At 35.2% G+C, this 20,540-nt stretch carries 24 protein-coding genes; 11 read left to right on the forward strand and 13 right to left on the reverse strand.

Annotated features, from left to right (window positions below):
• Nucleotides 1–47 precede the first annotated feature (47 nt).
• From der to ABWU73_RS00560, 5 genes are all read left to right on the forward strand, one after another.
• Complete coding sequence (gene der / locus ABWU73_RS00540; protein WP_341810258.1) at nucleotides 48–1,373, forward strand: ribosome biogenesis GTPase Der; 1,326 nt, start codon at nucleotides 48–50, stop codon at nucleotides 1,371–1,373.
• Nucleotides 1,370–1,891: a disulfide bond formation protein B gene (locus ABWU73_RS00545; protein WP_015589379.1), complete on the forward strand. Its 522-nt coding sequence runs from the start codon at nucleotides 1,370–1,372 to the stop codon at nucleotides 1,889–1,891. The genes der and ABWU73_RS00545 overlap by 4 nt, the downstream gene beginning before the upstream one ends.
• Nucleotides 1,866–2,408 carry a demethoxyubiquinone hydroxylase family protein gene (locus ABWU73_RS00550; RefSeq protein WP_006279362.1) on the forward strand — a complete coding sequence of 181 codons (543 nt, stop codon included), beginning with the start codon at nucleotides 1,866–1,868 and terminating at the stop codon, nucleotides 2,406–2,408. Before ABWU73_RS00545 ends, ABWU73_RS00550 begins: the two co-directional genes overlap by 26 nt.
• A gap of 580 nt (nucleotides 2,409–2,988) precedes the next feature.
• Nucleotides 2,989–3,969 (forward strand): phospho-N-acetylmuramoyl-pentapeptide-transferase, encoded by a 981-nt coding sequence (gene mraY, locus ABWU73_RS00555; RefSeq protein ID WP_151807633.1) that lies wholly within the window; start codon nucleotides 2,989–2,991, stop codon nucleotides 3,967–3,969.
• Nucleotides 3,970–3,975: 6 nt separating this feature from the next.
• Nucleotides 3,976–4,572 carry a ribonuclease HII gene (locus tag ABWU73_RS00560; RefSeq protein WP_010082329.1) on the forward strand — a complete coding sequence of 199 codons (597 nt, stop codon included), beginning with the start codon at nucleotides 3,976–3,978 and terminating at the stop codon, nucleotides 4,570–4,572.
• 3 nt (nucleotides 4,573–4,575) lie between these two features.
• On the opposite strand, the gene virB9 is transcribed toward ABWU73_RS00560, so the two are convergent.
• From virB9 to ABWU73_RS00575, 3 genes are all read right to left on the reverse strand, one after another.
• Nucleotides 4,576–5,358 (reverse strand): P-type conjugative transfer protein VirB9, encoded by a 783-nt coding sequence (gene virB9, locus ABWU73_RS00565; RefSeq protein WP_010082330.1) that lies wholly within the window; start codon nucleotides 5,356–5,358, stop codon nucleotides 4,576–4,578.
• A gap of 185 nt (nucleotides 5,359–5,543) precedes the next feature.
• The gene (locus tag ABWU73_RS00570) at nucleotides 5,544–5,999 is read right to left on the reverse strand and encodes an outer membrane lipid asymmetry maintenance protein MlaD (RefSeq protein ID WP_010082331.1); all 456 of its coding nucleotides are present in this window, start codon (nucleotides 5,997–5,999) and stop codon (nucleotides 5,544–5,546) included.
• A 2-nt stretch (nucleotides 6,000–6,001) separates the two neighbouring features.
• Complete coding sequence (locus ABWU73_RS00575) at nucleotides 6,002–6,316, reverse strand: NADH-ubiquinone oxidoreductase subunit NDUFA12 family protein (RefSeq protein ID WP_007548590.1); 315 nt, start codon at nucleotides 6,314–6,316, stop codon at nucleotides 6,002–6,004.
• A gap of 64 nt (nucleotides 6,317–6,380) precedes the next feature.
• Here ABWU73_RS00575 and ABWU73_RS00580 point away from each other — a divergent pair, with 64 nt between their 5' ends.
• Genes ABWU73_RS00580 through purF form a run of 3 tightly spaced genes read left to right on the forward strand, consistent with a single transcriptional unit; the run spans nucleotide 6,381 to nucleotide 10,415 of the window.
• Nucleotides 6,381–7,847 (forward strand): proton-conducting transporter membrane subunit, encoded by a 1,467-nt coding sequence (locus ABWU73_RS00580; protein ID WP_341810259.1) that lies wholly within the window; start codon nucleotides 6,381–6,383, stop codon nucleotides 7,845–7,847.
• Nucleotides 7,848–7,900: 53 nt separating this feature from the next.
• Nucleotides 7,901–9,004, forward strand: a complete 1,104-nt coding sequence (gene rodA / locus ABWU73_RS00585) for a rod shape-determining protein RodA (protein ID WP_264329487.1) — start codon at nucleotides 7,901–7,903, stop codon at nucleotides 9,002–9,004.
• 25 nt (nucleotides 9,005–9,029) lie between these two features.
• Nucleotides 9,030–10,415, forward strand: a complete 1,386-nt coding sequence (gene purF / locus ABWU73_RS00590; protein WP_264329488.1) for an amidophosphoribosyltransferase — start codon at nucleotides 9,030–9,032, stop codon at nucleotides 10,413–10,415.
• A 27-nt stretch (nucleotides 10,416–10,442) separates the two neighbouring features.
• On the opposite strand, the gene ABWU73_RS00595 is transcribed toward purF, so the two are convergent.
• The 9 genes from ABWU73_RS00595 to rsfS form a co-directional block, all read right to left on the reverse strand.
• Nucleotides 10,443–10,952, reverse strand: a complete 510-nt coding sequence (locus ABWU73_RS00595) for a DNA-3-methyladenine glycosylase (protein WP_264329834.1) — start codon at nucleotides 10,950–10,952, stop codon at nucleotides 10,443–10,445.
• Nucleotides 10,953–11,012: 60 nt separating this feature from the next.
• Complete coding sequence (locus ABWU73_RS00600) at nucleotides 11,013–11,930, reverse strand: hypothetical protein (RefSeq protein ID WP_253303502.1); 918 nt, start codon at nucleotides 11,928–11,930, stop codon at nucleotides 11,013–11,015.
• 77 nt (nucleotides 11,931–12,007) lie between these two features.
• Complete coding sequence (gene ruvB, locus ABWU73_RS00605) at nucleotides 12,008–12,988, reverse strand: Holliday junction branch migration DNA helicase RuvB (RefSeq protein ID WP_010963048.1); 981 nt, start codon at nucleotides 12,986–12,988, stop codon at nucleotides 12,008–12,010.
• Nucleotides 12,985–13,557, reverse strand: a complete 573-nt coding sequence (gene ruvA, locus ABWU73_RS00610) for a Holliday junction branch migration protein RuvA (RefSeq protein WP_010082382.1) — start codon at nucleotides 13,555–13,557, stop codon at nucleotides 12,985–12,987. Before ruvA ends, ruvB begins: the two co-directional genes overlap by 4 nt.
• Before the next feature lie 813 nt (nucleotides 13,558–14,370).
• A complete protein-coding gene (locus ABWU73_RS00615) occupies nucleotides 14,371–14,988 on the reverse strand; it encodes a transposase (protein ID WP_265017804.1) in 618 nt (205 codons plus the stop codon).
• A 1-nt stretch (nucleotide 14,989) separates the two neighbouring features.
• Complete coding sequence (locus ABWU73_RS00620) at nucleotides 14,990–15,319, reverse strand: transposase (protein ID WP_264329437.1); 330 nt, start codon at nucleotides 15,317–15,319, stop codon at nucleotides 14,990–14,992.
• Between the two features lie 398 nt (nucleotides 15,320–15,717).
• Entirely contained in the window at nucleotides 15,718–16,968 is a 1,251-nt protein-coding gene (gene tyrS / locus ABWU73_RS00625; RefSeq protein WP_341810260.1) for a tyrosine--tRNA ligase, read from the reverse strand.
• 1 nt (nucleotide 16,969) lies between these two features.
• Nucleotides 16,970–17,209 carry a hypothetical protein gene (locus ABWU73_RS00630; protein WP_010963049.1) on the reverse strand — a complete coding sequence of 80 codons (240 nt, stop codon included), beginning with the start codon at nucleotides 17,207–17,209 and terminating at the stop codon, nucleotides 16,970–16,972.
• Nucleotides 17,200–17,517, reverse strand: coding sequence for a ribosome silencing factor (gene rsfS / locus ABWU73_RS00635; protein ID WP_006279567.1), 318 nt, complete (start codon nucleotides 17,515–17,517; stop codon nucleotides 17,200–17,202). The genes ABWU73_RS00630 and rsfS overlap by 10 nt, the downstream gene beginning before the upstream one ends.
• A 179-nt stretch (nucleotides 17,518–17,696) precedes the next feature.
• Between rsfS and ABWU73_RS00640 the strand changes: the two genes are divergently transcribed.
• From ABWU73_RS00640 to ABWU73_RS00650, 3 genes are read left to right on the forward strand one after another with little or no spacing between them, the layout of a single operon-like run.
• Entirely contained in the window at nucleotides 17,697–18,314 is a 618-nt protein-coding gene (locus ABWU73_RS00640; RefSeq protein WP_022626414.1) for an AAA family ATPase, read from the forward strand.
• A gap of 34 nt (nucleotides 18,315–18,348) precedes the next feature.
• Nucleotides 18,349–18,795, forward strand: a complete 447-nt coding sequence (locus tag ABWU73_RS00645; RefSeq protein WP_007548581.1) for an RNA pyrophosphohydrolase — start codon at nucleotides 18,349–18,351, stop codon at nucleotides 18,793–18,795.
• Nucleotides 18,792–19,559: a TatD family hydrolase gene (locus ABWU73_RS00650; RefSeq protein WP_353285490.1), complete on the forward strand. Its 768-nt coding sequence runs from the start codon at nucleotides 18,792–18,794 to the stop codon at nucleotides 19,557–19,559. The genes ABWU73_RS00645 and ABWU73_RS00650 overlap by 4 nt, the downstream gene beginning before the upstream one ends.
• A 27-nt stretch (nucleotides 19,560–19,586) precedes the next feature.
• Here the strand turns inward: ABWU73_RS00650 and mdh are convergent, their stop codons facing one another.
• A complete protein-coding gene (gene mdh / locus ABWU73_RS00655; protein WP_264329490.1) occupies nucleotides 19,587–20,537 on the reverse strand; it encodes a malate dehydrogenase in 951 nt (316 codons plus the stop codon).
• Nucleotides 20,538–20,540 lie beyond the last annotated feature (3 nt).

Genomic DNA, 20,540 nt, shown 5'->3' on the forward strand with positions numbered 1-20,540 from the left:
AAAAGTTTCGGTTATAATTTACTTCATATAGAACATGCCCTTGAATTATGCTAAAAATCGCCATAGTAGGCCTACCAAATGCTGGAAAATCGACCCTATTCAACAGATTAATAGGAAGAAAAGCAGCAGTAGTGAGTAACATTCCAGGAGTGACAAGGGATAGGCGAGAGGGAATGGGGAGAATTAGCGATTTGGAGTTTAAAGTTATAGATACAGGAGGATGGAACGACCAAACTAGTTTTTCACTGCAAGTTATTGAGCAAATAGAGTTTTCTTTATCCAGTTCAAACATAATTTTCTTTCTTGTTGACGCAAAAGTGCAAAATGAGCGAAATAAAGAGTTTGCAAAGTGGCTGAAGAGAAAAATAAATAAACCTGTGATACTGATAGCAAATAAATGCGAGAGTCATAAATCCGAAAATGTTGATTATTTGCAGTTTTTTGATTTTCTTGGCCCGGTGTATATCTCTGCCGAGCATAATCTTGGCATGGTTGATCTTTATGATGCATTAGCTGGTGTTATTGAAAATTTTAACGAGAACACTGAGTTACCTAACAATGAACTGAGTAGGCTGAGGATCGCGATCATCGGCCGTCCGAATGTTGGAAAATCAACTTTTTTAAATGGTTTACTTGCAGAAAACAGACTAATAACAAGTTCAGAGCCAGGTACCACACGTGATTCTGTGGATATTACATATGATCATGATGGAGAGTTAATTACTCTAATTGACACTGCCGGAATCCGCAGAAAGGCGAATGTTGTAGATGGCTTAGAATCAAGATTTGTTGAGAAAAGCATGGAATCAATCAAGCGCTCTCATGTGGTAGTTTTAATGCTAGACTCCCTAGTTGGTATTGAGCAGCAGGATTTATCAATTGGTGAAGCTGCAATTAAGGGAGGGAAAGGGATTATTGTTGTTTTAAATAAGTGGGATTTAATAGGTAAGGATGACAGAAGCAGGTTAATAAAATTTGTCAAACAACAGGAAGTAACCAGGTTATTCTTGGAAGTGCCAACTATAACAATTTCTGCGTTAAAAGGCATGCGCTGCGGTGATGTGATAGATAAGTGTCTTGAAGTGAGTGAATCCTTGAACAAGAAGATCAGCACTGCAAAACTGAATAAGTGGCTCATAGATGCTGTAGGAAAACATTCTCACCCTCTTGTAAAAGGCAAAGCAGTTAAAATGAAGTATATCGCTCAAATTGGTACTAAACCTCCAGCTTTTTCTTTGATATGTAACATACCTGAAAGTGTTGATGAAAGTTACAAACGCTATTTAATTAACGATCTCAGAAAAAATTTCTTTGCAGACGGTGTGCCAGTTAGATTGCTTTTGAAAAAAAATAAAAATCCCTATGTAAAATGAATACTCTGCTTTATACTTTCAGGGATAATTTACTTAAAGTTATGTGTAATAATTCCAGAATTCCTGCAATCTTTCTGCTGTCGAGTGCCGCTGCTCTAATTTTTGCATATGTGCTAGAATATTTTTTCAACATGCTGCCATGCAAGTTATGTACATACGAGCGAATAGTTTACTATATCGCCGGATTACTTGCAGTAGCGTGCATGCTTAAAGACAACAAAATTCTAATCTATGCAATGTTTTGCAGCTACCTCATAGGTGCAGTAATATCTTTTTATCATATAGGTCTTGAACTCCACTTATTTCATGATGTTTTAGGTTGTACAGAGCAAGCAAGTGGTAACGTTAGTATAGAAGAGCTCAGAAATAATCTACTAAATCCTAATTACTCTCCATCTTGTGACAGACCTCATTACGTTCTAGGTGTTTCCTTAGCAACATGGAATCTAATTTATCTCATAGTAGCTCTGTTCGTATCAGGTAAGGTGTATTGTGGAGAAAGAAAGAAATCTAAATAATTTAAGGTACAGCAACAATCAGTTCTTGCAACAGGCAATTAGAGTAGATCACGCTGGAGAATATGGAGCTATTTGCATTTATTCTGGTCAAAAATTTATTCTTAAGAAATCTTCTATAATCAATGAAATAATTGAAATGGAAGAGCAGGAAAAAAAGCATTTTCACTATTTTAATGAGAAAATCAAAGAGCAAAAAGTTCGTCCTACTGTTTTGTTGCCTGTTTGGCGTGTTTTAGGAGTGTCGCTTGGCGTTGCAACTGCCATTATGGGCAAAAAAGCTGCTATGGCTTGCACTGCTGCAGTTGAAGAAGTTATCGGGGAGCACTACAAAGAGCAAGTTTCACATTTAGAAGATGGGGAATTAAGAGAAACTATAAGTAAATTTCGCGACGAGGAGTTAGAGCACAAAGATATTGCAATTCAGCACAATGCTGAAAGCGCATTTGGCTACAACATTTTATCATCATTCATAAAAACAGGCTGCAAAACTGCTATTTACTTGTCTAAGTTAATTTAACTAAGCAGCTTTCTTAAAGTGTTTTAAATGTTCTGATAACAACAGAAACCAGGAAGGAATTCAAGTGTAACAATTATTTTATAACTATATTTACATATCACCATTATTAATAAATAATTAGTATTGGTAAATTAAATACATCTAAAGTATAGACTGCAAAGGAGGCAAAAGTGCGTTTTAATTTAGAAGAGGGAAATGCTCTTATGTAATACCTGCCACAGGTTCACAACTGTACGAACATTCATTTTTGAAGGTAAATTGCACAGCAAATGGTGTCATTCCAGTCTGGAATCCAGAAATTTTGCTTATAACTGAGCTGATAAGCTAAAGGTAATTGTCTTACACTAAAACAAACGTTTTTAATTAAGTTGCATAGAACCAGTGTCTGGGCACTGGGATGACACCCCACTGGTGGTCCAAACTACAACGTTCGTACAGTTGTGGATTCCAGACTGGGATGACACCCTACTGATGGGCCCAAATCACAATGTTCGTACAGTTGTGGGTCAGGCTATAGGATGACAGAAGTTGACTTTATTAGCTATAGGTGGTATGACACTTAGTCAATTTAAGTAAGCAGATGATCTTAGCTACAAAAGTATTTTTTACCTCATTTGTTTTTGGGTTTATTCTTTTTCCCTATTTTATAAAGCTTCTAAAAAAAATAAGCAAAGATGGGCAACCAATTAGATCATGTGGACCAGAAAGTCATTTAATAACAAAAAAGAATGTACCACCTATGGGCGGAATAATAATACTGATTTCTTCTTTATTACCAATTTTACTCTGGGCTCAGTTAACACCAGAAATTTTGCTGCTGATATTGATAACTCTATTTTTTGCTCTACTTGGATTTATTGATGATTATTTAAAATTGAAGACAAATCACTATCGAGGTTTAAGTGCAAAAACCAAAATACTTATTCAGTTTATTGTTGCTCTGGTTGGTGTGTTTATACTTAAGCTATACTCTGCTGAATGTTTTACAAAAACGTCCCTATTTAAAGGAGTAATAATAGATTTTGGCTATCTATATGTTCCGTTTGCTGCGTTTGTAATTGTCGGCTCTTCTAATGCTGTGAATCTCACAGATGGTTTGGATGGCCTTGCTGCAACTCAAGTTATCACTTCCTTTGCTTTTTTGGGGCTAATTGCATATATAACTCAGGCAGATATGAATATTACTTTATTCTGCATTGCATTTATAGGAGCTATTCTAAGTTTCTTGTGGTTTAACACACATCCAGCAAAAATATTTATGGGTGATGTTGGTAGCTTGTCGGTAGGTGCGGCTTTAGGGTTAACTAGTGTCCTAATTAAAAGAGAAATGCTTTTTGCCATTATTGGAATAATCTTTGTAATAGAGACTCTATCTGTTATTATTCAGATATCATATTTTAAATATACAAAGTTTAAATATGGAGAAGGAAAAAGAGTTTTTCTTATGGCACCAATACATCATCACTTTGAGAAGAAGGGATGGTCAGAAAATGCAATCGTTATGAAATTTTGGATAATTTCTATTATCTGTTCAGTTTTTACTATAACTTTCTTATTATAAAAACCTATGAAATACCCAGACTTTACATTAGAAAATAAATTATCAGGAGTGATAGCAGGAGTGGATGAAGTTGGAAGAGGTCCGCTAGCTGGTCCAGTAATATCCGCAGCCGTAGTGTTTATTGATAGAAATACAATTATTGATGGAATCAACGACTCGAAAAAGTTGACTCCTCAATGTAGGCAAGTCCTATATGAAAAAATAACATCCGTTGCAAAATTTGGTATAGGAATGGCAAGCGTAGAAGAAATAAATTCATACAATATCTTGCAAGCAACAAAGCTTTCAATGAAACGTGCGTTAATAGACTTGGACCTAGAATTAGATTATGTACTAGTTGATGGTAATCAACCACCTGAAGTGAAATGGCAAGTGAAATCCATAGTAAATGGTGATAATTTGAGTACATCAATTGCAGCAGCTTCAATCGTTGCAAAAGTTACGAGAGATCGGCTTATGCAAGAATTGCATAATAAGCATCCTGAATATAATTGGTATAAAAATAAAGGATATGGGACAAAAGAGCACCTTAACGCTATTGGCCTTTATGGAATTACAGAACATCATAGAAAAAATTTTGCACCCATATCTCGGGCATTATAGCCTTTACCCTTTTTTGAAAGGTATGGTTTCATTAAATAGGCAAACTGTACTCGATCCATTCCTTAAGGTAAACACTGAACTTACCCTTTCGATTATCAGGTAGTTATCAACTGTACGGAAATTTACTAAAGACTCATATCCTGCAGAATCAACCATAAAAACTGCCGGAAAATCAGAGTTTATTTTATTGAATTGTAGATATGTAAATTTTCCGTCATCAAAAACCTTAATTGGTATTATTGACTGACTACCTTTGACGTGCGAGATGGAATAATTAAAATTTAATCCCTTCTTTACAACTTCAATATCATTGATATCAGGAATAATGGTATGACTAGCTTGTTCGAAGATATCACCGTTATTTGTTGTGTAAATCTCATCACTGCTAAATAGTGGATAAAGAAACCTTACTTCATATGCTAATCTTGGATCATCTAGTCCAGTTGCTTCTTCAGCATGAAGTTCAAAGTAATAAACTCTTTTATTGGTAATTATAGTTGCATTAGTATCGGCAATATCATCTATAGGCTTAATAAACAATCTATTACCTTGAGGAAGGAGTTGCCAACCAGTTGAATCACCCATTGAAAGGTTTTGTATTACCTCCCCTGGTTCAAACAATATACTGGACTGATAACCATAAAAACCCGTATACTTATGTATAGCTTGTGGGTTATAATTTATCACCTTTATGTGATTATCTCCAGCTATTGAACGTGGCTCCTGTTTTGCAAGTGCATCACTACCACAGAGGAACAACAGTACGGCAAACAGTAAACCAATCATAATATCAAAATAAATTAATTTTCATTTTATCATTGATAGACATGCACTGCAACTATTAAGGCACTTTCTATACTATAAACCCCAAAGCAAGCGGTAGAAAAGGCAAGAAATAAGGCAAACTCCTTAAATACTTTAGAACTACAGGAGGCTTTACCTGAACGGATATACTTGGAATCCTGCCATTTTCACTTTGTAAACATACCAAGAATTCTGTCCATTATTCCACCCATATTTGCTTCAGCTTGAGTATACTCTATTTTACCACCATGCAAGATTAGTTTAATATCTGATCCAGGTGATATATTAACAAATTTACTGCCAACAACTCCACTGCTAGTGATCAGAGCTGAACTATCAATTGGCAATTTTATGTCTTTGCTTATACACATATCGATTCGTGCTACGTAGGTAGCTTTGTCAAGTGATACACCAGTTATGCTTCCAACATCTACACCAGAGATCTTGACACTATCACCAACTCCTATACCGTTAGCGTTAGCAAAAAGACCATATATTTTATTGCAATCCTTATAGTTTTTCTTTATGTAAGATAGCTTATCAATAGCAAAGAAAATCAGAAAAATAGTGAAAATTAATACAAATAATCCAGCGGTTATTTCAAGTATATTTGACCTTCGCATCTTTAGTTATCAGGACTCCAGCTTTTATAGTAATTTTTCACTTTTTGGTTTGGATAGTATGCATCTTTTGTACCCGTTAAATTAGGAGTATGTTTTACTTTTCTTTTTTTATTATTAACTGGTACTACATTATCAGTATAGTGAAGCCATATATGCCATTCCGGAGGCACTGTTGTAGGCTCAGAGACACTGCTATACATAACCCACCTTTTTCCTTTACTTGATTCATAGTAAGAATTTCCATTTTCATCTCTTCCTACAAATTTATCTTCTCTTCGTAATAGGCGTTTTATTGCGTTACAAATTTTAGATAACATAAGGGTATTAAAACAAAAAGTATTATATATACTAATACTTTAACGATATATTAACAACAATTTAATGCAATTACCAATCTTACAAGTTATTATACCAATAATTGCATCAATGTTTTGCTTTCTTACCAAGAAACACAAGGTATCTTGGTTTATTTCTTTTATTGCAACAACAATCACTCTTATCATTTCATCAATACTACTCATTAAAACATATAAAGGTGAAATTATAACTTATCACCTTGGAAATTGGGCTCCTCCGTATGGAATAGAGTTAAGAATCGACGTGTTAAACTCCTTGATTCTAACTTTGGTGAATTTTATAGCGCTGATTAGCGTGCTTTATAGCTTTTATATTAACGAAAAAGAAATTAGCAAAAACAAAATCACTGGTTTTTACTCTCTATTTCTACTGTGCTTAAGCGGACTGCTCGGGATTCTAGTAACAAACGACATATTTAACCTTTACGTTTTCTTGGAAATTTCATCTCTTTCTTCTTATGTATTAGTTTCAATGGGAAGGGATAAAAAAGCCTTGGTTGCAGCATTTGAATATCTAATTAGTGGAACAATAGGCGCAACATTTTATTTATTTGGCATCGGGCTCTTGTATTCAATGACTGGAACGCTCAATATGTCTGACATGGCTGAAAGAATAGTTCCATTACACGATAACAACATCATAAAACTTGGCACGTTGTTCATTTTTATTGGTCTCTCAATCAAAATGGCACTGTTTCCATTAAGCAGGTGGCTGGTTAATGCATATAGTGAGGCGCCAAGTTTCATTAGCATATTCTTTTCAGGCACAGTGACAAAAGTGATGATATATGTTTTCATCAGAATCTTTTATACTGTTTTTCATCAAAATTTCTTCTTATTTAAACCATCACTAAGCAACGTGATAATTATCCTCGCACTTTGCGCTGTTATATTTGGGTCGATATTTGCAATAACCGCAAAAGACATAAAAAGACTGCTTGCTCACTCTAGTATTAGCCAAATTGGTTATATAATTTTAGCACTGAGTTTTAACTCAAAAACAGGTGTATTTGCAGCAATTCTTCACATAGTAAACCACAGCATAATAAAAACATCTTTATTTATGGCTGCAGGATGTATTTCTTACAAATTTGATACAACAAAAATAGAGAATTTATCGGGACTCAAGAAATCAATGCCTTATACAGCACTTGCGTTCACTCTACTCAGTTTAGCATTAATCGGTGTGCCTTTAACAAATGGCTTTGTAAGCAAGTGGTATATAATGAAAGCAATTATCGAATCTCATGCGTGGATTTCCCTTGTAACATTTGCTGCTGGCTCTTTCCTTGCATTGATATATATGTGGAAGATGGTAGAGAAAATGTATTTTGAAAATGATGCAACGTCACGCACTGGAATGACACCGGACAAAATTAATGATGTGCCATTTCCTATGCTTTTCTGTCTATTGTTTATGGCAGTTTTAACAGTAGTAACTGGAATATATAGCACTCCAATTCGGTTAGTAGTTGAGAAGTTGGTTTTTTGATTTTTATCTTTGTTTCATATTTTACTATACTTTAAGGTTATAAGGTCTTTATTGTGGATAGACTGAAGAAGATTCATTGGTTGTTAGTCATTAACGTGATAGCGCTGTTTTGCGTTGGCATTGTTGTTCAATACTCTTCTGCTGGAGGAAAGTGGGTGCCATTTGCGATTCACCAACTGGTCATATTCTCCTTCTTTTTCCTACTTGCTATAGCTATGTCATTCATAGAGCTAGATTTTTATTTGAAGCACGCCTACTTTTTTTATGTAGCAGCAGTGATTTCGCTATTAGTAGTGAATTTTTTTGGCTCACACATAATGGGTGCAACAAGGTGGATAAGAATTGGATCAATTAGTTTGCAACCATCAGAATTTGCAAAAGTAGGCTTAATACTTGCGCTTGCTCGCTATTTTGATAAGCAGAGTGTATATAAAATGATGGAATTTAAAAGATTGCTTAAGGCACTTATAATTATTTTCTTACCCGTGTTCTTGGTGTTAAAGCAACCTAATTTAGGCACAGCTGTGATAATGTTATTTATAGGGATATCAATTATATTCACAGCAATAATAAAAAGATCTCATTCGGTAATATGTGGAACGCTTGGCATTTTTGCAGTACCGGCTATTTGGCCTTTTTTACGTCCTTATCACAAGCAAAGGATATTGTCGTTTTTGGATTCATCAGTGGATCCACTTGGAATAGGTTATAATGCGCAGCAATCTCAGATAGCTATTGGTTCAGGAGGTTTACTTGGTAAAGGTTTTGTGAGTGGAAGTCAAACTCAACTTGGATTTTTGCCGGAAAAACGTACAGATTTTGCTTTTGCAGTGCTGAGTGAGGAGTGGGGCTTTTTAGGTAGCATGACTTTAATTTTGCTTTATACCTCATTACTTGGCATAATTTTCTCTATCGCTTATAGGTCGAAAAATTATTTTTCTAAGTCGGTATCTATCGGCATTTTCGCCTTTTTTAGCGCTCATTTCTTTATAAACATCGGAATGTCAATAGGCCTCTTGCCTGTGATAGGCGATCCACTGCCATTTCTTTCTTATGGAGGAAGTACAACTGCTGCAAGCTTGATATGCATAGGATTATTGCTGGCAATAAAAGCAGATGAACAACAAAATACTTGTATTTTACCTATGCTAAAGTAAAATTAAACTTTACTTAATAGTTTTTATGCTAGATGAAATGCGTGAGGAATGTGGGGTATTTGGCATAAGCTGCAACCAAAGCGCTGCTTTTAACTCTATACTTGCTCTCCATGCTTTGCAGCATAGAGGTCAAGAGTCTTTTGGCGTAGTAACCAGTAACAACGATAAGCTGCACTCTTATCACTTTCAAGGTCAAGTGAGCAGCGTATTTGATGATATAGATGAAATAAAAAAATCCTTGCCTGGAGATTGTGCAATAGGTCACGTTCGATACTCAACAAGTGGTAGTAAATTTGGAGCGCAGCCCATGCTTGGCAAAAGTAACAAATTTGGGGATTTTGCTATAGCACATAATGGTAATTTAATTAATATTTCTCCGATACGCGAACAATTAATTAAACAAGAGTGCGTTTTTCAGTCAGATATTGACACAGAAGTAGTAGTGCATCTGACAGCAAGGGGTGAAAAAAATAGCTTCTTAGAGAGTTTTATATATGCATTAAAGCAAATACAAGGTGCTTATTCTTTTGTGGCAATCAATCAAGAAGTAGTTATTGGAGTACGTGATCCATCTGGAATCAGGCCTCTTGTTTTAGGGAAGTTAAACGGTTCTTACGTTCTTGCATCTGAAACTTGTGCTCTTGATATAGTAAATGCAGAGTTTGTTAGAGAAATAGAACCAGGTGAGTTAGTCACCATTGATCGAAATGATAATCTAGCTTCAGCATTTCCTTTCCCACAGCAAAAATCAAGTTTTTGTATTTTTGAATACGTTTACTTTTCGAGACCAGACAGCATAATGGAGAATAGGTCCATATATGATATAAGAAAAGAAATAGGAAGAATACTTGCAGAAGAGAGCCCACCAAAAAACAATGTAGATATGGTTGTACCAATACCTGATTCTGGAATACCTGCAGCTATTGGATATGCAAAGCATTCAGGATTACCTATGGAACTGGGAATAATTCGTAATCATTACATAGGAAGAACTTTTATACAACCAACCGCTGAAGTACGTAAAGTTAGAATAAAATTAAAATTCAATGCTAATAGGCACACTTTGAAGGGTAAAAACATAATTTTAATAGATGATAGTATAGTGCGTGGTAGTACGTTAACAAATATAATAGTTATGTTAAAGGATGCAGGAGTAAAAGAAATTCACCTCAAAATTTCAAGCCCACCAATTAAGCATTCTTGTTTTTATGGAATAGATACGCCAGAGTGCAAAGATTTAATTGCTGCAAATAAATCTGTAGAGGAAATTAAGGAAGTTATAGGAGTAAACAGCCTAGCCTTCTTGAGTATTGATGGATTATATCAGGCTGTTAAAGGAGAAGTGCGTAACAATGCTACACCACAATATTGTGATGCTTGTTTCACTGGTGATTATCCAATTGGCAAATAGTCTACGCAAGATCACTGGAGCTTAAGTTTAGAAAATCTTAAACCGCCAAAATTTCTCTTGGCCTTTACTAATTCCGATTCTCGGAGTGCACACATAATCCGGGTTGAGGTGAGATTCATAAACACAAAATTTGTGGCTTATAGTAAGGTCTTGCTTATTATGTTCTTTGGTAATGTTTAATCTTTTGCACAGTATTCCTGGTCCGCCTAAGTTTGCTTCAAGCGGTTCAATGAGCTTTAATCCTCGTATTAACACTGCTGCTGGGAACCCTTCTGTTTCTGTTACAATATTTAAACAGTAATACATTCCATATATAAAGTACACGTATGAAAACCCCGGCATACCAAACATTACTGAGGTTCGATTAGTATAGCCTCTTGCCGCGTGACAAGCTGGGTCATTCATTCCTATATAGGCTTCAACTTCGGTTATTATTCCACTAAAGTTAGAAAATTTCAGCATCTTTCCTAGTAACTCCCCGGCTACAACCAAAGTTGGCCGCTCGTAGAAATTTCTTGGTAGTATTGTGTTGCTCATCATAAAAGTATAAGTTACTTGCAGATGCAAGCAACTTATACTGAATTTTCACTACTTTACCTATTTTGAAGCAGCAGGAGCTTGATGCTTTTGTGATGCGCCGCTCAAGTCTTCTACATTTGTTGAATGCTGCTCCAAAAATTTTACTTCTTCAGAGCTTTGTTGTAATTGTGTTTGTGGCAATTGTGATGCTAACACTTCATGTAAAGGCTTTGCTTCATATTGCCTTCCTACTTTTACTTCTTTATGTGCAGCTAATTGCTCCATAGTAACACCATTACCCTCAATAAGTTCTACGGAGCCATTATCATGAATATTAATTTTAATATTACATTCTTTTCCTTGAGCATTCCACTTTAAAGTCATTTGATATGACCCATTAGCTACTTCATAAATTCTTGTTCCATGTTCATCAACCCGGCAACGTAGCCCCCTTGCTTTACTTTGAGGTAGCAATAATGTAATTGCTTTCACGCCATATTGTTTACACAAATCGTTATTTAGAATGTCACTCATGCTTATTTCTTTTGTATTACTACCTATCGCAATTCTTACGGCAGGCTCAATAATATTATCTTCATTTTTGCTTTCTTTAAGTTTTATAAATTCTATATCATTATTTTCTATATTTTTAGATATCTCTTCTTTAATTTGTTCAGCAATTTTGCCTATAATGTTCTTACCACCATATTTATTCTCATCCCGAGCAGTATATGTACATATACCATTACTATCCTTATGAATATAAGGTTTTGGTTTCTTTTTATTAGTGGTATTAGTAGAAGTGTTGTTCTGCATTATAAAGAACTCATTCCATTCTTCTGCATTATTAAGAGTGACGTATTTAGGTACATTCTCATCTAGTGTTGATTTAGGTACATTTTTAGTATCCGAAATCGAATTATTATCAGAAGGACTGATATTTAGATTAGAAGAAGTTTCAATTAAAGATACAGTTTCAGTGCTATTAGTTAACATATATGCCTCCATTATTTTTAATATATAAATGTTAGCATATAGATACCACGCCAATTAGTCAATATAAATTATGATGTTTAATGTTGAAAGCTCAAATACTCCTTTGCTTGATCGGTTAGAACGCGCCCTCTTGGTGTGCGCTTTACAAAACTAATTTTGATTAAATAAGGTTCTACTGTTTCTTCAATATTGCCAACATCTTCGGATAGCGCAATAGATATGGTGTCAATTCCAACAGGGCCTGAAGTGTTGAATAAAAATCTTAGATAATTCATATCAAGTTTATTGAGTCCCATTTTATCTACACCCAATTTTAGTAATACAGAATCAGCGACTTCATAAGTAATTTTTTTATCATCTTTCACTTCAACAAAATCCCTTATTCTTCTGAGTAACCTCAAAGCAATTCTTGGAGTGCCGCGCGCACGGCAGGCAATTTCCCGTGCTGCATCCTCTTCAATTTCAGCAGAAAGAACTCTTGCGCCTCTTTTTATAATATTAACCAGCTCCTCAAAGGAATAAAACTCAAGATGCAAAGGAATGCCAAAACGATCTCTGAGTGGCGCAGAAAGTAATCCAAGCCGTGTTGTTGCTCCAATTAGCGTAAATGGTGGTAGATCTATCCTTAAAGTGCGAGTAGATGGACCTTCACCTACTAATATGTCCAGGCAAAAATCTTCCATAGCAGTATATAAAACTTCTTCGATGCTGCGATTTAATCTATGAATTTCGTCGATAAATAGAACATCTTTTGCATTTAAAGTGGTAAGCACTGCGGCCAAATCTCCAGCTTTACTAAGTAAAGGACCAGAAGTTGCGCGAAAGCTAACTCTTAATTCTTTAGAAACAATTTGTGCTAAAGTTGTTTTGCCAAGCCCTGGAGGACCATATAATAAAACGTGATCTAAAGCTTCAGTTCTCGTCTGTGCAGCGTTTATAAACACTTTTAAATTTTGTATTAAGTCTTTTTGCCCGACAAAATCATCAAGTTGTTCAGGCCTGATGTTGATATTGCGCACATCTTCAGTATATTCTTTACCGCACGATATTGATTTCATAGTATTGAAAGCTCCTTAAGCGCCATGCGAATAATATCCTTAGTGTCCAGATTTGGCCTGTATTTTTTTATCGTATCATAAGCTTTCATTTTTTCATACCCAAGATTGATCAATGCTGAAAGGGCATCTTCATTAATTGGATGAAAATTATTGTTATTTATTTCTAGTTTACTCACTTTGCCACTCAATTCAGTGATGATTCGATTTATGAGTTTCAGGCCAAGTCCGCTCATCTTGAGTGCTACTTTATCTTCATTCATAATTGCCAAAAATAGCTGTTCTGGAGTTAATTTGCCCAAAATTGACATTGCAGTTTTATAGCTAACGCCGCTTACTTTGACAAGCAACCTCAAGCACTGCTGTTCTTCTTTGCTTATAAAACCATATAGCTGAGCGACATTTTCTCTGTTATTTGCATAGGTTTCGATAAGTAATTTAACTCTACTTCCGATGGAACATGCATTTAAAGTTTTGGCTGAAAGATACACCATATAGCCAACATCATTCACATTCAGGATTATGTGATCACTGCGCACTTCATCAACTATTCCGCTTAGATTTCCTATCATTTTTAACACTATATAGAGTTCAGTTTAAATACTCCTGGATCTTAGGTCAAGCAAACGAACATTATAACAGGGAAACGTGGCTAAAAAACCACTTGACAAACTCCGCCAGCCCCCTTATCATAAACACTGAAGCTATTTATTTATCTTCTCTGTACAGATTAAATGACAAAAAAACTCACGTATCTGGCGTCTCATGTTTAATTTTTTGCACTATGTGCACTCTATGTCTTTATCAAATTTCTGGGTTTTTACCTACACAAGCTGAAATACGCTTATAAAGCATTTAAAACATTAAAAAACGCCAACTTAAAAAATGGATAGTGAATAATTAGCTACCCTAGGGTTTCTTTTGCCTTTTTTTCTGTTTAGTAAATTTCTTAATGTTTATAATTTAGATTAGTTGCAGCTTAAAAGCAGCTGAGTCGTGGTTATTAAGCGTTTAGAATAAAAAAACGCCATACTTGAAAGTATAATGTAAGTAATTAGCCAACCACGGGGCTTCTTTTGCCTTTTTTTTATTTGGTAAATTTCTTAATGTTTGTAGCTAAACGACAACCGTCATCCCGCTGCTTGTTAGCGGGATCTATGTTAAGGTATGACGGTTAAGTAAGGGATCTATGTTAAGAGATACCGCGAATGAATCGCGGTATGACGGTGTAGATAGTAATTCGTCATCCCGCTACGTGTTAGCGGGATCTCTTGTTAGCGGCCGAGATACCGCGAATGAATCGCGGTATGACGTAGGACTGCTGTCATCCCAGTGCGTGGGCTTTGTTGCATCGCTCTTCGGATAGTAGGTAACGCACAATAAATTTATGAAGCTATCTCAAATTTAGCCATACCAATATCAGTGAACTTATTGAGCAAATAGTATTTAACAAGTAGTTCCTTCTCTCTATTTGTCTCAGATTTATTCCTAAAACTAAACCCGAATGTTTGTTTCAGTCGCGAGAAAAAACTTTCTATATAAGATCTTTTTCCATAACTCATCTCTTTTTTCCACTTCTTTATACTATCTTCATCATATGACTTTATGAGCTTGACTGCAGAATTTCTCTCAGCCATATAGTCTAACTTTGGATGCTCTGCTGCGTTGTTTTTCGGAGGAATTTTCGTTTTTATACCATATTGATTACACAGCTTATAGAGCTTTTCTCTGTCATATGCCCTATCTGCATATAGTACTTTTATGACATACTGAAAATCGACTTCTTTTAGCAAATCACAAGCTCCATAGTGATCAGAGTAGACACCGTTACTGTATTTTACAGCTATGGCTTTTTTGCTGTTTGTATTCAACATTACATGCAATTTTCTTGTCTGTTCATAGCTGCGATACTTTCTATCTTCGCTATTTTCTTTGCTATGACCAGGAGTGTTGTTGTATATACTAATTCCTGTACTGTCTATAGCAATTTCGATATCTTCCATATTATTTTCTGCAATCATTGATCTTAATATTGAGTTTCTTAAACCTTCTTGATGATTGTGAATAGCTGATAACTTGCAAATTTTTCCCAATTTGCTCAAGGTATCCTGCTATAAACCCAACTGTTTGCCTCAGGCCTATTCTAAATAAACAAGTTATTATGTGCACCAAAATTACAATTTTATCGCTATAAATATTGTTGCCACCTGGTATTTTTGGACCATTCTCGTACCACTTTTCTATGGCTTCGTTGATATAATGAAAAATATTTCCTCTTTTTTCTAGAAATTTGTTATATTCGCTATGGTTACTGACCCTCATTTTTTGTGGCATATTTTTTCTTTCAAGGTTAAATGGCTATTTTATAATGAATTTTGTCAGTAGCCACCAGATTTTTTCAGTTGCTATGCAACAAAGCCATCCCAGTGTCGGCTACTTGGATGACAAGAAGAGGGTACTTGGATAAGAGGCATTGCCCTCCTGGTAGGCCCAAATTGCAATGTCCGTACAGTTATGGATTCATTCGCGGTATAGATTCCGCTAATGAGTAGCGGAATGACGAATTTGTTGTTTTTCAAATTGTAGGTAAACCTAAGCCACTTTAGCTATATATAATAGAATTTCGCTTTCTACTATCTTTCCAGTTGTTTTATACATAATTCTCGAATTTTGAAAATTTGCTCCATATCTAATTTCTCACTTGTATAAAATTTGTTTTCTTACTTCGAGACCTAATCTACCACAACTTTTATATGGCGTTTCTTTCCTGCAGATAATTTTATAAATGGCTGATCTTTAAAGCTTTCGAAATTTATTACATGATCAATATTGTTTACAACATTATCATTAATCTTGCATCCGTTGCCCTGTATTAAACGCTTTGCAGCGCCTTTTGAAGGTTCAAAACCGGTGTCATGTAGTAGGTCTACTAAGGATATGCCGCTTGCAACTTGTTCTTTTTTTATGATGTAATCAGGAAGTAGTGAGCTATCTTCATTCTCAAAAGCAGAAATTGCAGCAAATTGTGCAAGTTCCGCTTCTTTGTCACCATGACATATTTTTGTCACTTCTGTTGCCAAGACCTTTTTTGCTTCATTTATTTCTTGATCCTTTAAAGACTCTAATTTTCTAATCTCATCAATTGGCACATCAGTGAGCAATCTTAAAAAACGTCCAACATCTTGATCATCAACGTTGCGAAAATATTGCCAGTAGTCGTAAGGCTTTAGCATATTATCATCAAGCCACACTGCTCCACTTTCAGTTTTGCCCATTTTTTTTCCTTGTGCATTTAATAAAAGAGGCATGGTAAGGCCAAATAGCTCAGGTAAATTCAACTTTTTTCCAAGTTCAATTCCGTTTACTATATTTCCCCACTGGTCTGACCCTCCAATCTGCAGACGACAATCATATTTTTTGTTTAATTCAATAAAGTCGTAAGCTTGCAATAGCATGTAATTAAATTCTAGAAAGCTTAAGGTTTGCTCTCTATCCAGCCTGGTTTTCACACTATCAAAACTTAGCATACGATTTACAGAAAAATAAGCTCCTATATCACGCAAAAAATCTATGTATTTTATGTTATCCAACCAATCTGCGTTATTTACTATCATTGCACCAGTCTTGCTGTCATTAAAAGACACCATTTTCTCTAATATTCTCCTTATATTGGATGTATTTTGATTGATGTTCTCTACAGGCAAGATGCTTCTTGCTTTATCTTTGAAGGATGGGTCACCAATTTTTGTTGTGCCACCTCCAAGTAAGACTATCGGCTTATAACCAAATTTTTGTAGGTGACAGAGCATCATAATCTGAATTAGGTGACCAGCATGAAGACTTGGTGCTGTGCAATCAAACCCAATGTATGCAACTATATAATTGCTCTGCAATAATAATTGATCTAGTCCTTCAATGTTTGTGCATTGGTATAGGTACCCTCTTTCTTGGATGAAATTTAAAAATTCAGATGCGTGTTTCATTTTATAAACCCCAGTCTATCCTGTCATTAATGCCGAAGGTAACCCTAATAGAGAAGCCAGTGCCCAGACACTGGAACTTAATTATAAACAAGCACACTATACAACGTTTCCGATGAAATTGCATGAAAAACTGGATTCCAGTGTCAGCTACTTTCATGACACCACTACCTGTGCAGGAGTTGCCTTCAAAATTACAACGTTTGTGCAGTTGTGCACCAGCTATCCAGGCAATCAGTTCCATAACTCTTCTATTTTATAATACTCCCTTACTTCCGGCCTGAATATGTGAACCATTATGCCTTGAAAATTCAAAACTACCCAATTGCCTTCATCCATACCTTCTACATCTATTTTATCATGTGGCTTGAGGCTTTTTATTACGTGCTCAGCTAAAGCTTTAACGTGACGGCTTGAATCACCAGATGCAATAATCATATATTTTGCAATAACGGTTTTATTCTGCACATCAAAAGTTACTATATCATGACCTTTATTTTGATCTATTATCTCTTCAATTGTACTTCTTATCGATTCCATATCGCTAAGCATTGTTTACAGGTTATATGATTCATTTATAATTATATACTCAAAATTTCTAAATATGAACTATTTTCAACGCAACTACTTGTTAAAGGTATTACCTGCATCTATTTTATCATCATGTTTTTAGCATGTACAATGTATATACTTTTTATATAATTGAAAATAGCTTTTTACTAGTATTCATTATGGGCAAGACTCTCATCTACTTAATCGGCTTTCCAGGCAGTGGTAAGTTTACTACTGCAAAGGAACTGTGTAAAATCATTGGTGCAGTAATAGTAAGCAATAATCTATTCAATAATATTATATTTGATATTGTTAAATTACAAAACGCTGAAGTTCCAGATGACCTATGGGAAAAAATTTTTGCAGTTAGGGAAAATGTATTAGCAATACTGGAAAAACACTACGTAAAATCAAAACATTATATATTTACAAATGAATTGATAGAGGGTGATCCCTATGACCAAAGATTATATAACTCAGTGGTAAATTTAAGTAAAAAAATGGACATGGAAATTTTTTCTGTAGTATTACATTGTAATAATGAAAAACTAGTAAGACGTGTCCAATCAGAAGAGAGATATCAGGAAAATAAAATTACTGATCCGGATTTTGCTATAAAGAAAATTGAAGGGAAAAGGCTATTTATACCTGAGGGTTCGCTTGAAATTGATAACTCGAACTTGAGTGCAAAGGAAGTTGCAAAGAAAATTGTTGAAGAGATGAAGAAAGAAAAAAATGGAAAATTAATTAAAACTTCTGTAACAAATCATTTAAAAACAGAGCGTACTCGTGGTTGAGCAGAAAGATAAGTACCGTCCTTGTGTTGGCATAATGCTATTTAACAGACAAGGACATGCCTTTATTGGAAAACGCTTTGATAGCGATTCTTACTGGCAGATGCCACAAGGAGGTGTTGATGATGGTGAGGAACTGGAACAAGCAGCGTTACGTGAGTTGCTAGAGGAGGTTGGTACTAATAAAGTAAAGGTTATAACTAAAAGCAAGGATTGGATATACTACAACTTGCCTGAAGAAGTTATACCAATATGCTGGAATGGAAAATATTCTGGTCAAAAGCAAAGGTGGTTCTTAATGAAGTTTTGCGGAGAGGATGAGGACATTGATATTAATTATACTGGTCATCCAGAGTTCAAAGAGTGGCGTTGGCAAGGTATAGATAGTTTAGTAGCCAGTGCTATATCATTTAAAAAAGAAGTTTATAAAACAGTGATAGAAGAGTTTTCTTCTATAATAAAAGCCTCAACAATAAGCTCATGATAGTAGATTCTCATTGCCACTTGATTTATTTTTCTGACGATGAAATACCAAAAGTAATTTCAAGGGCAGAGCAAAATGGTGTAAAGGTTTTGCATAACATATGCGTAAGCATTGACGATGTTCCTAAGTTATTAAAAATTTCTTCATCCTATGATCAGGTCTACTCCTCTGTTGGTATACATCCGCTTGATGCTGCTATAGAAAACGGTGAGTGTATACATGTTGATGAATTAGTTGAATTTACCAAGAACCAAAAGGTAATTAGTATCGGTGAAACCGGGTTAGATTTTTATAAATCTGACAACAAAGACAATCAGAAAAAAAGTTTTGCATTACATATAGAAGCGTCAAGAATAACTGGACTACCTTTAGTTATTCACACAAGAAGCGCTGATAATGAGATGATCGATATGTTAAGGTCAGAAATGAAAGCCGGTGCTTTTAGTGGAGTAATGCACTGCTTTGCTTCCTCTAAAGAACTTGCTTATCAATCTATAGATTTGAGGTTATATATTTCATTTTCTGGAATTATTACTTTTAAAAATGCGAGCTTACTCAGAGAAATTGCACAAAATGTACCACGCGAGCGTGTTTTAGTCGAAACTGATGCACCATATCTATCACCTGAGCCTTATAGGGGAAAAAAGAATGAACCAGCAATGGTGAAATACGTTGTTGATTGTTTGGCAGAGTTGTGGAATGAGTCACCAGAACAAGTAGCGAAGGTAACCACAAGCAACTTTTTTAGGCTGTTTGAGCTATAAAGAAGCTCTATAAAACCATTAATTTGCTTATGAACCTAAAGATTTCACCAGCTCTCTCACCGAGTTTACAGACTTATTAAACATTTCTTGTTCACTATCATTCATTTTAACTTCTAGGATCTTTTCAATTCCGTTTTTTCCAATAATTACAGGAACACCAATAAACAACTCTTCTACACCATATTCACCATTAAGGTAAGCAGCACATGGTAATATGCGCCTCTTATCTTTTAAATATGATTCTAACATGCATATAGCTGAAGATGCAGGAGCGTAGTATGCAGATCCAGACTTAAGCAGATCAACTATTTCTTTACCGCCATTGCGAGTGCGTTCAACTATTTCATCGACTTTTTTCTGTGTGATAAGACCCATATCGATAATTTGAGTAAGTGGAATTCCAGCAACTGAAGCACAATTGATTAGTGGTACCATAGTGTCGCCATGTCCTCCAAGCACAAAAGCAGATATATCTTCAACTGAGATATTTAACTCACTTGCAAGAAAGTAACGAAAACGGGAAGAATCAAGCACTCCTGCCATGCCAACAATCATATTAGTTGAAAGGTTTGAAAATTTATGCACCACTGAAACCATGGCATCCAAAGGGTTGGTAACCACTATTACAAACGCGTTTGGAGAATATTTTTTAATATTTTCGCCAACCTCCTTCATTACTTTAGCATTGGTTTGCAGGAGGTCATCCCTGCTCATTCCAGGTTTTCTAGCGATGCCAGCGGTTATTATAATTGCATCGGAGTTTTTTATATCTTCATACCTATTTGTGCCAGTAATATTGACATTAAATCCATCAATAGGGGATGATTCTGCTATGTCGAGTGCTTTACCTTGTGGTATTCCATCACTAATATCAAGTAAAACAACATCACCGAGTTCCCTTAGTGCAATCATATGGGTGAGAGTTCCACCGATATTTCCTGCACCGATTAAAGATATTTTTTTTCTTTGTACTGTCATTTT

This window comes from Wolbachia endosymbiont (group A) of Andrena helvola, assembly GCF_964028415.1.
Taxonomy (GTDB): Bacteria; Pseudomonadota; Alphaproteobacteria; order Rickettsiales; family Anaplasmataceae; genus Wolbachia; species Wolbachia pipientis.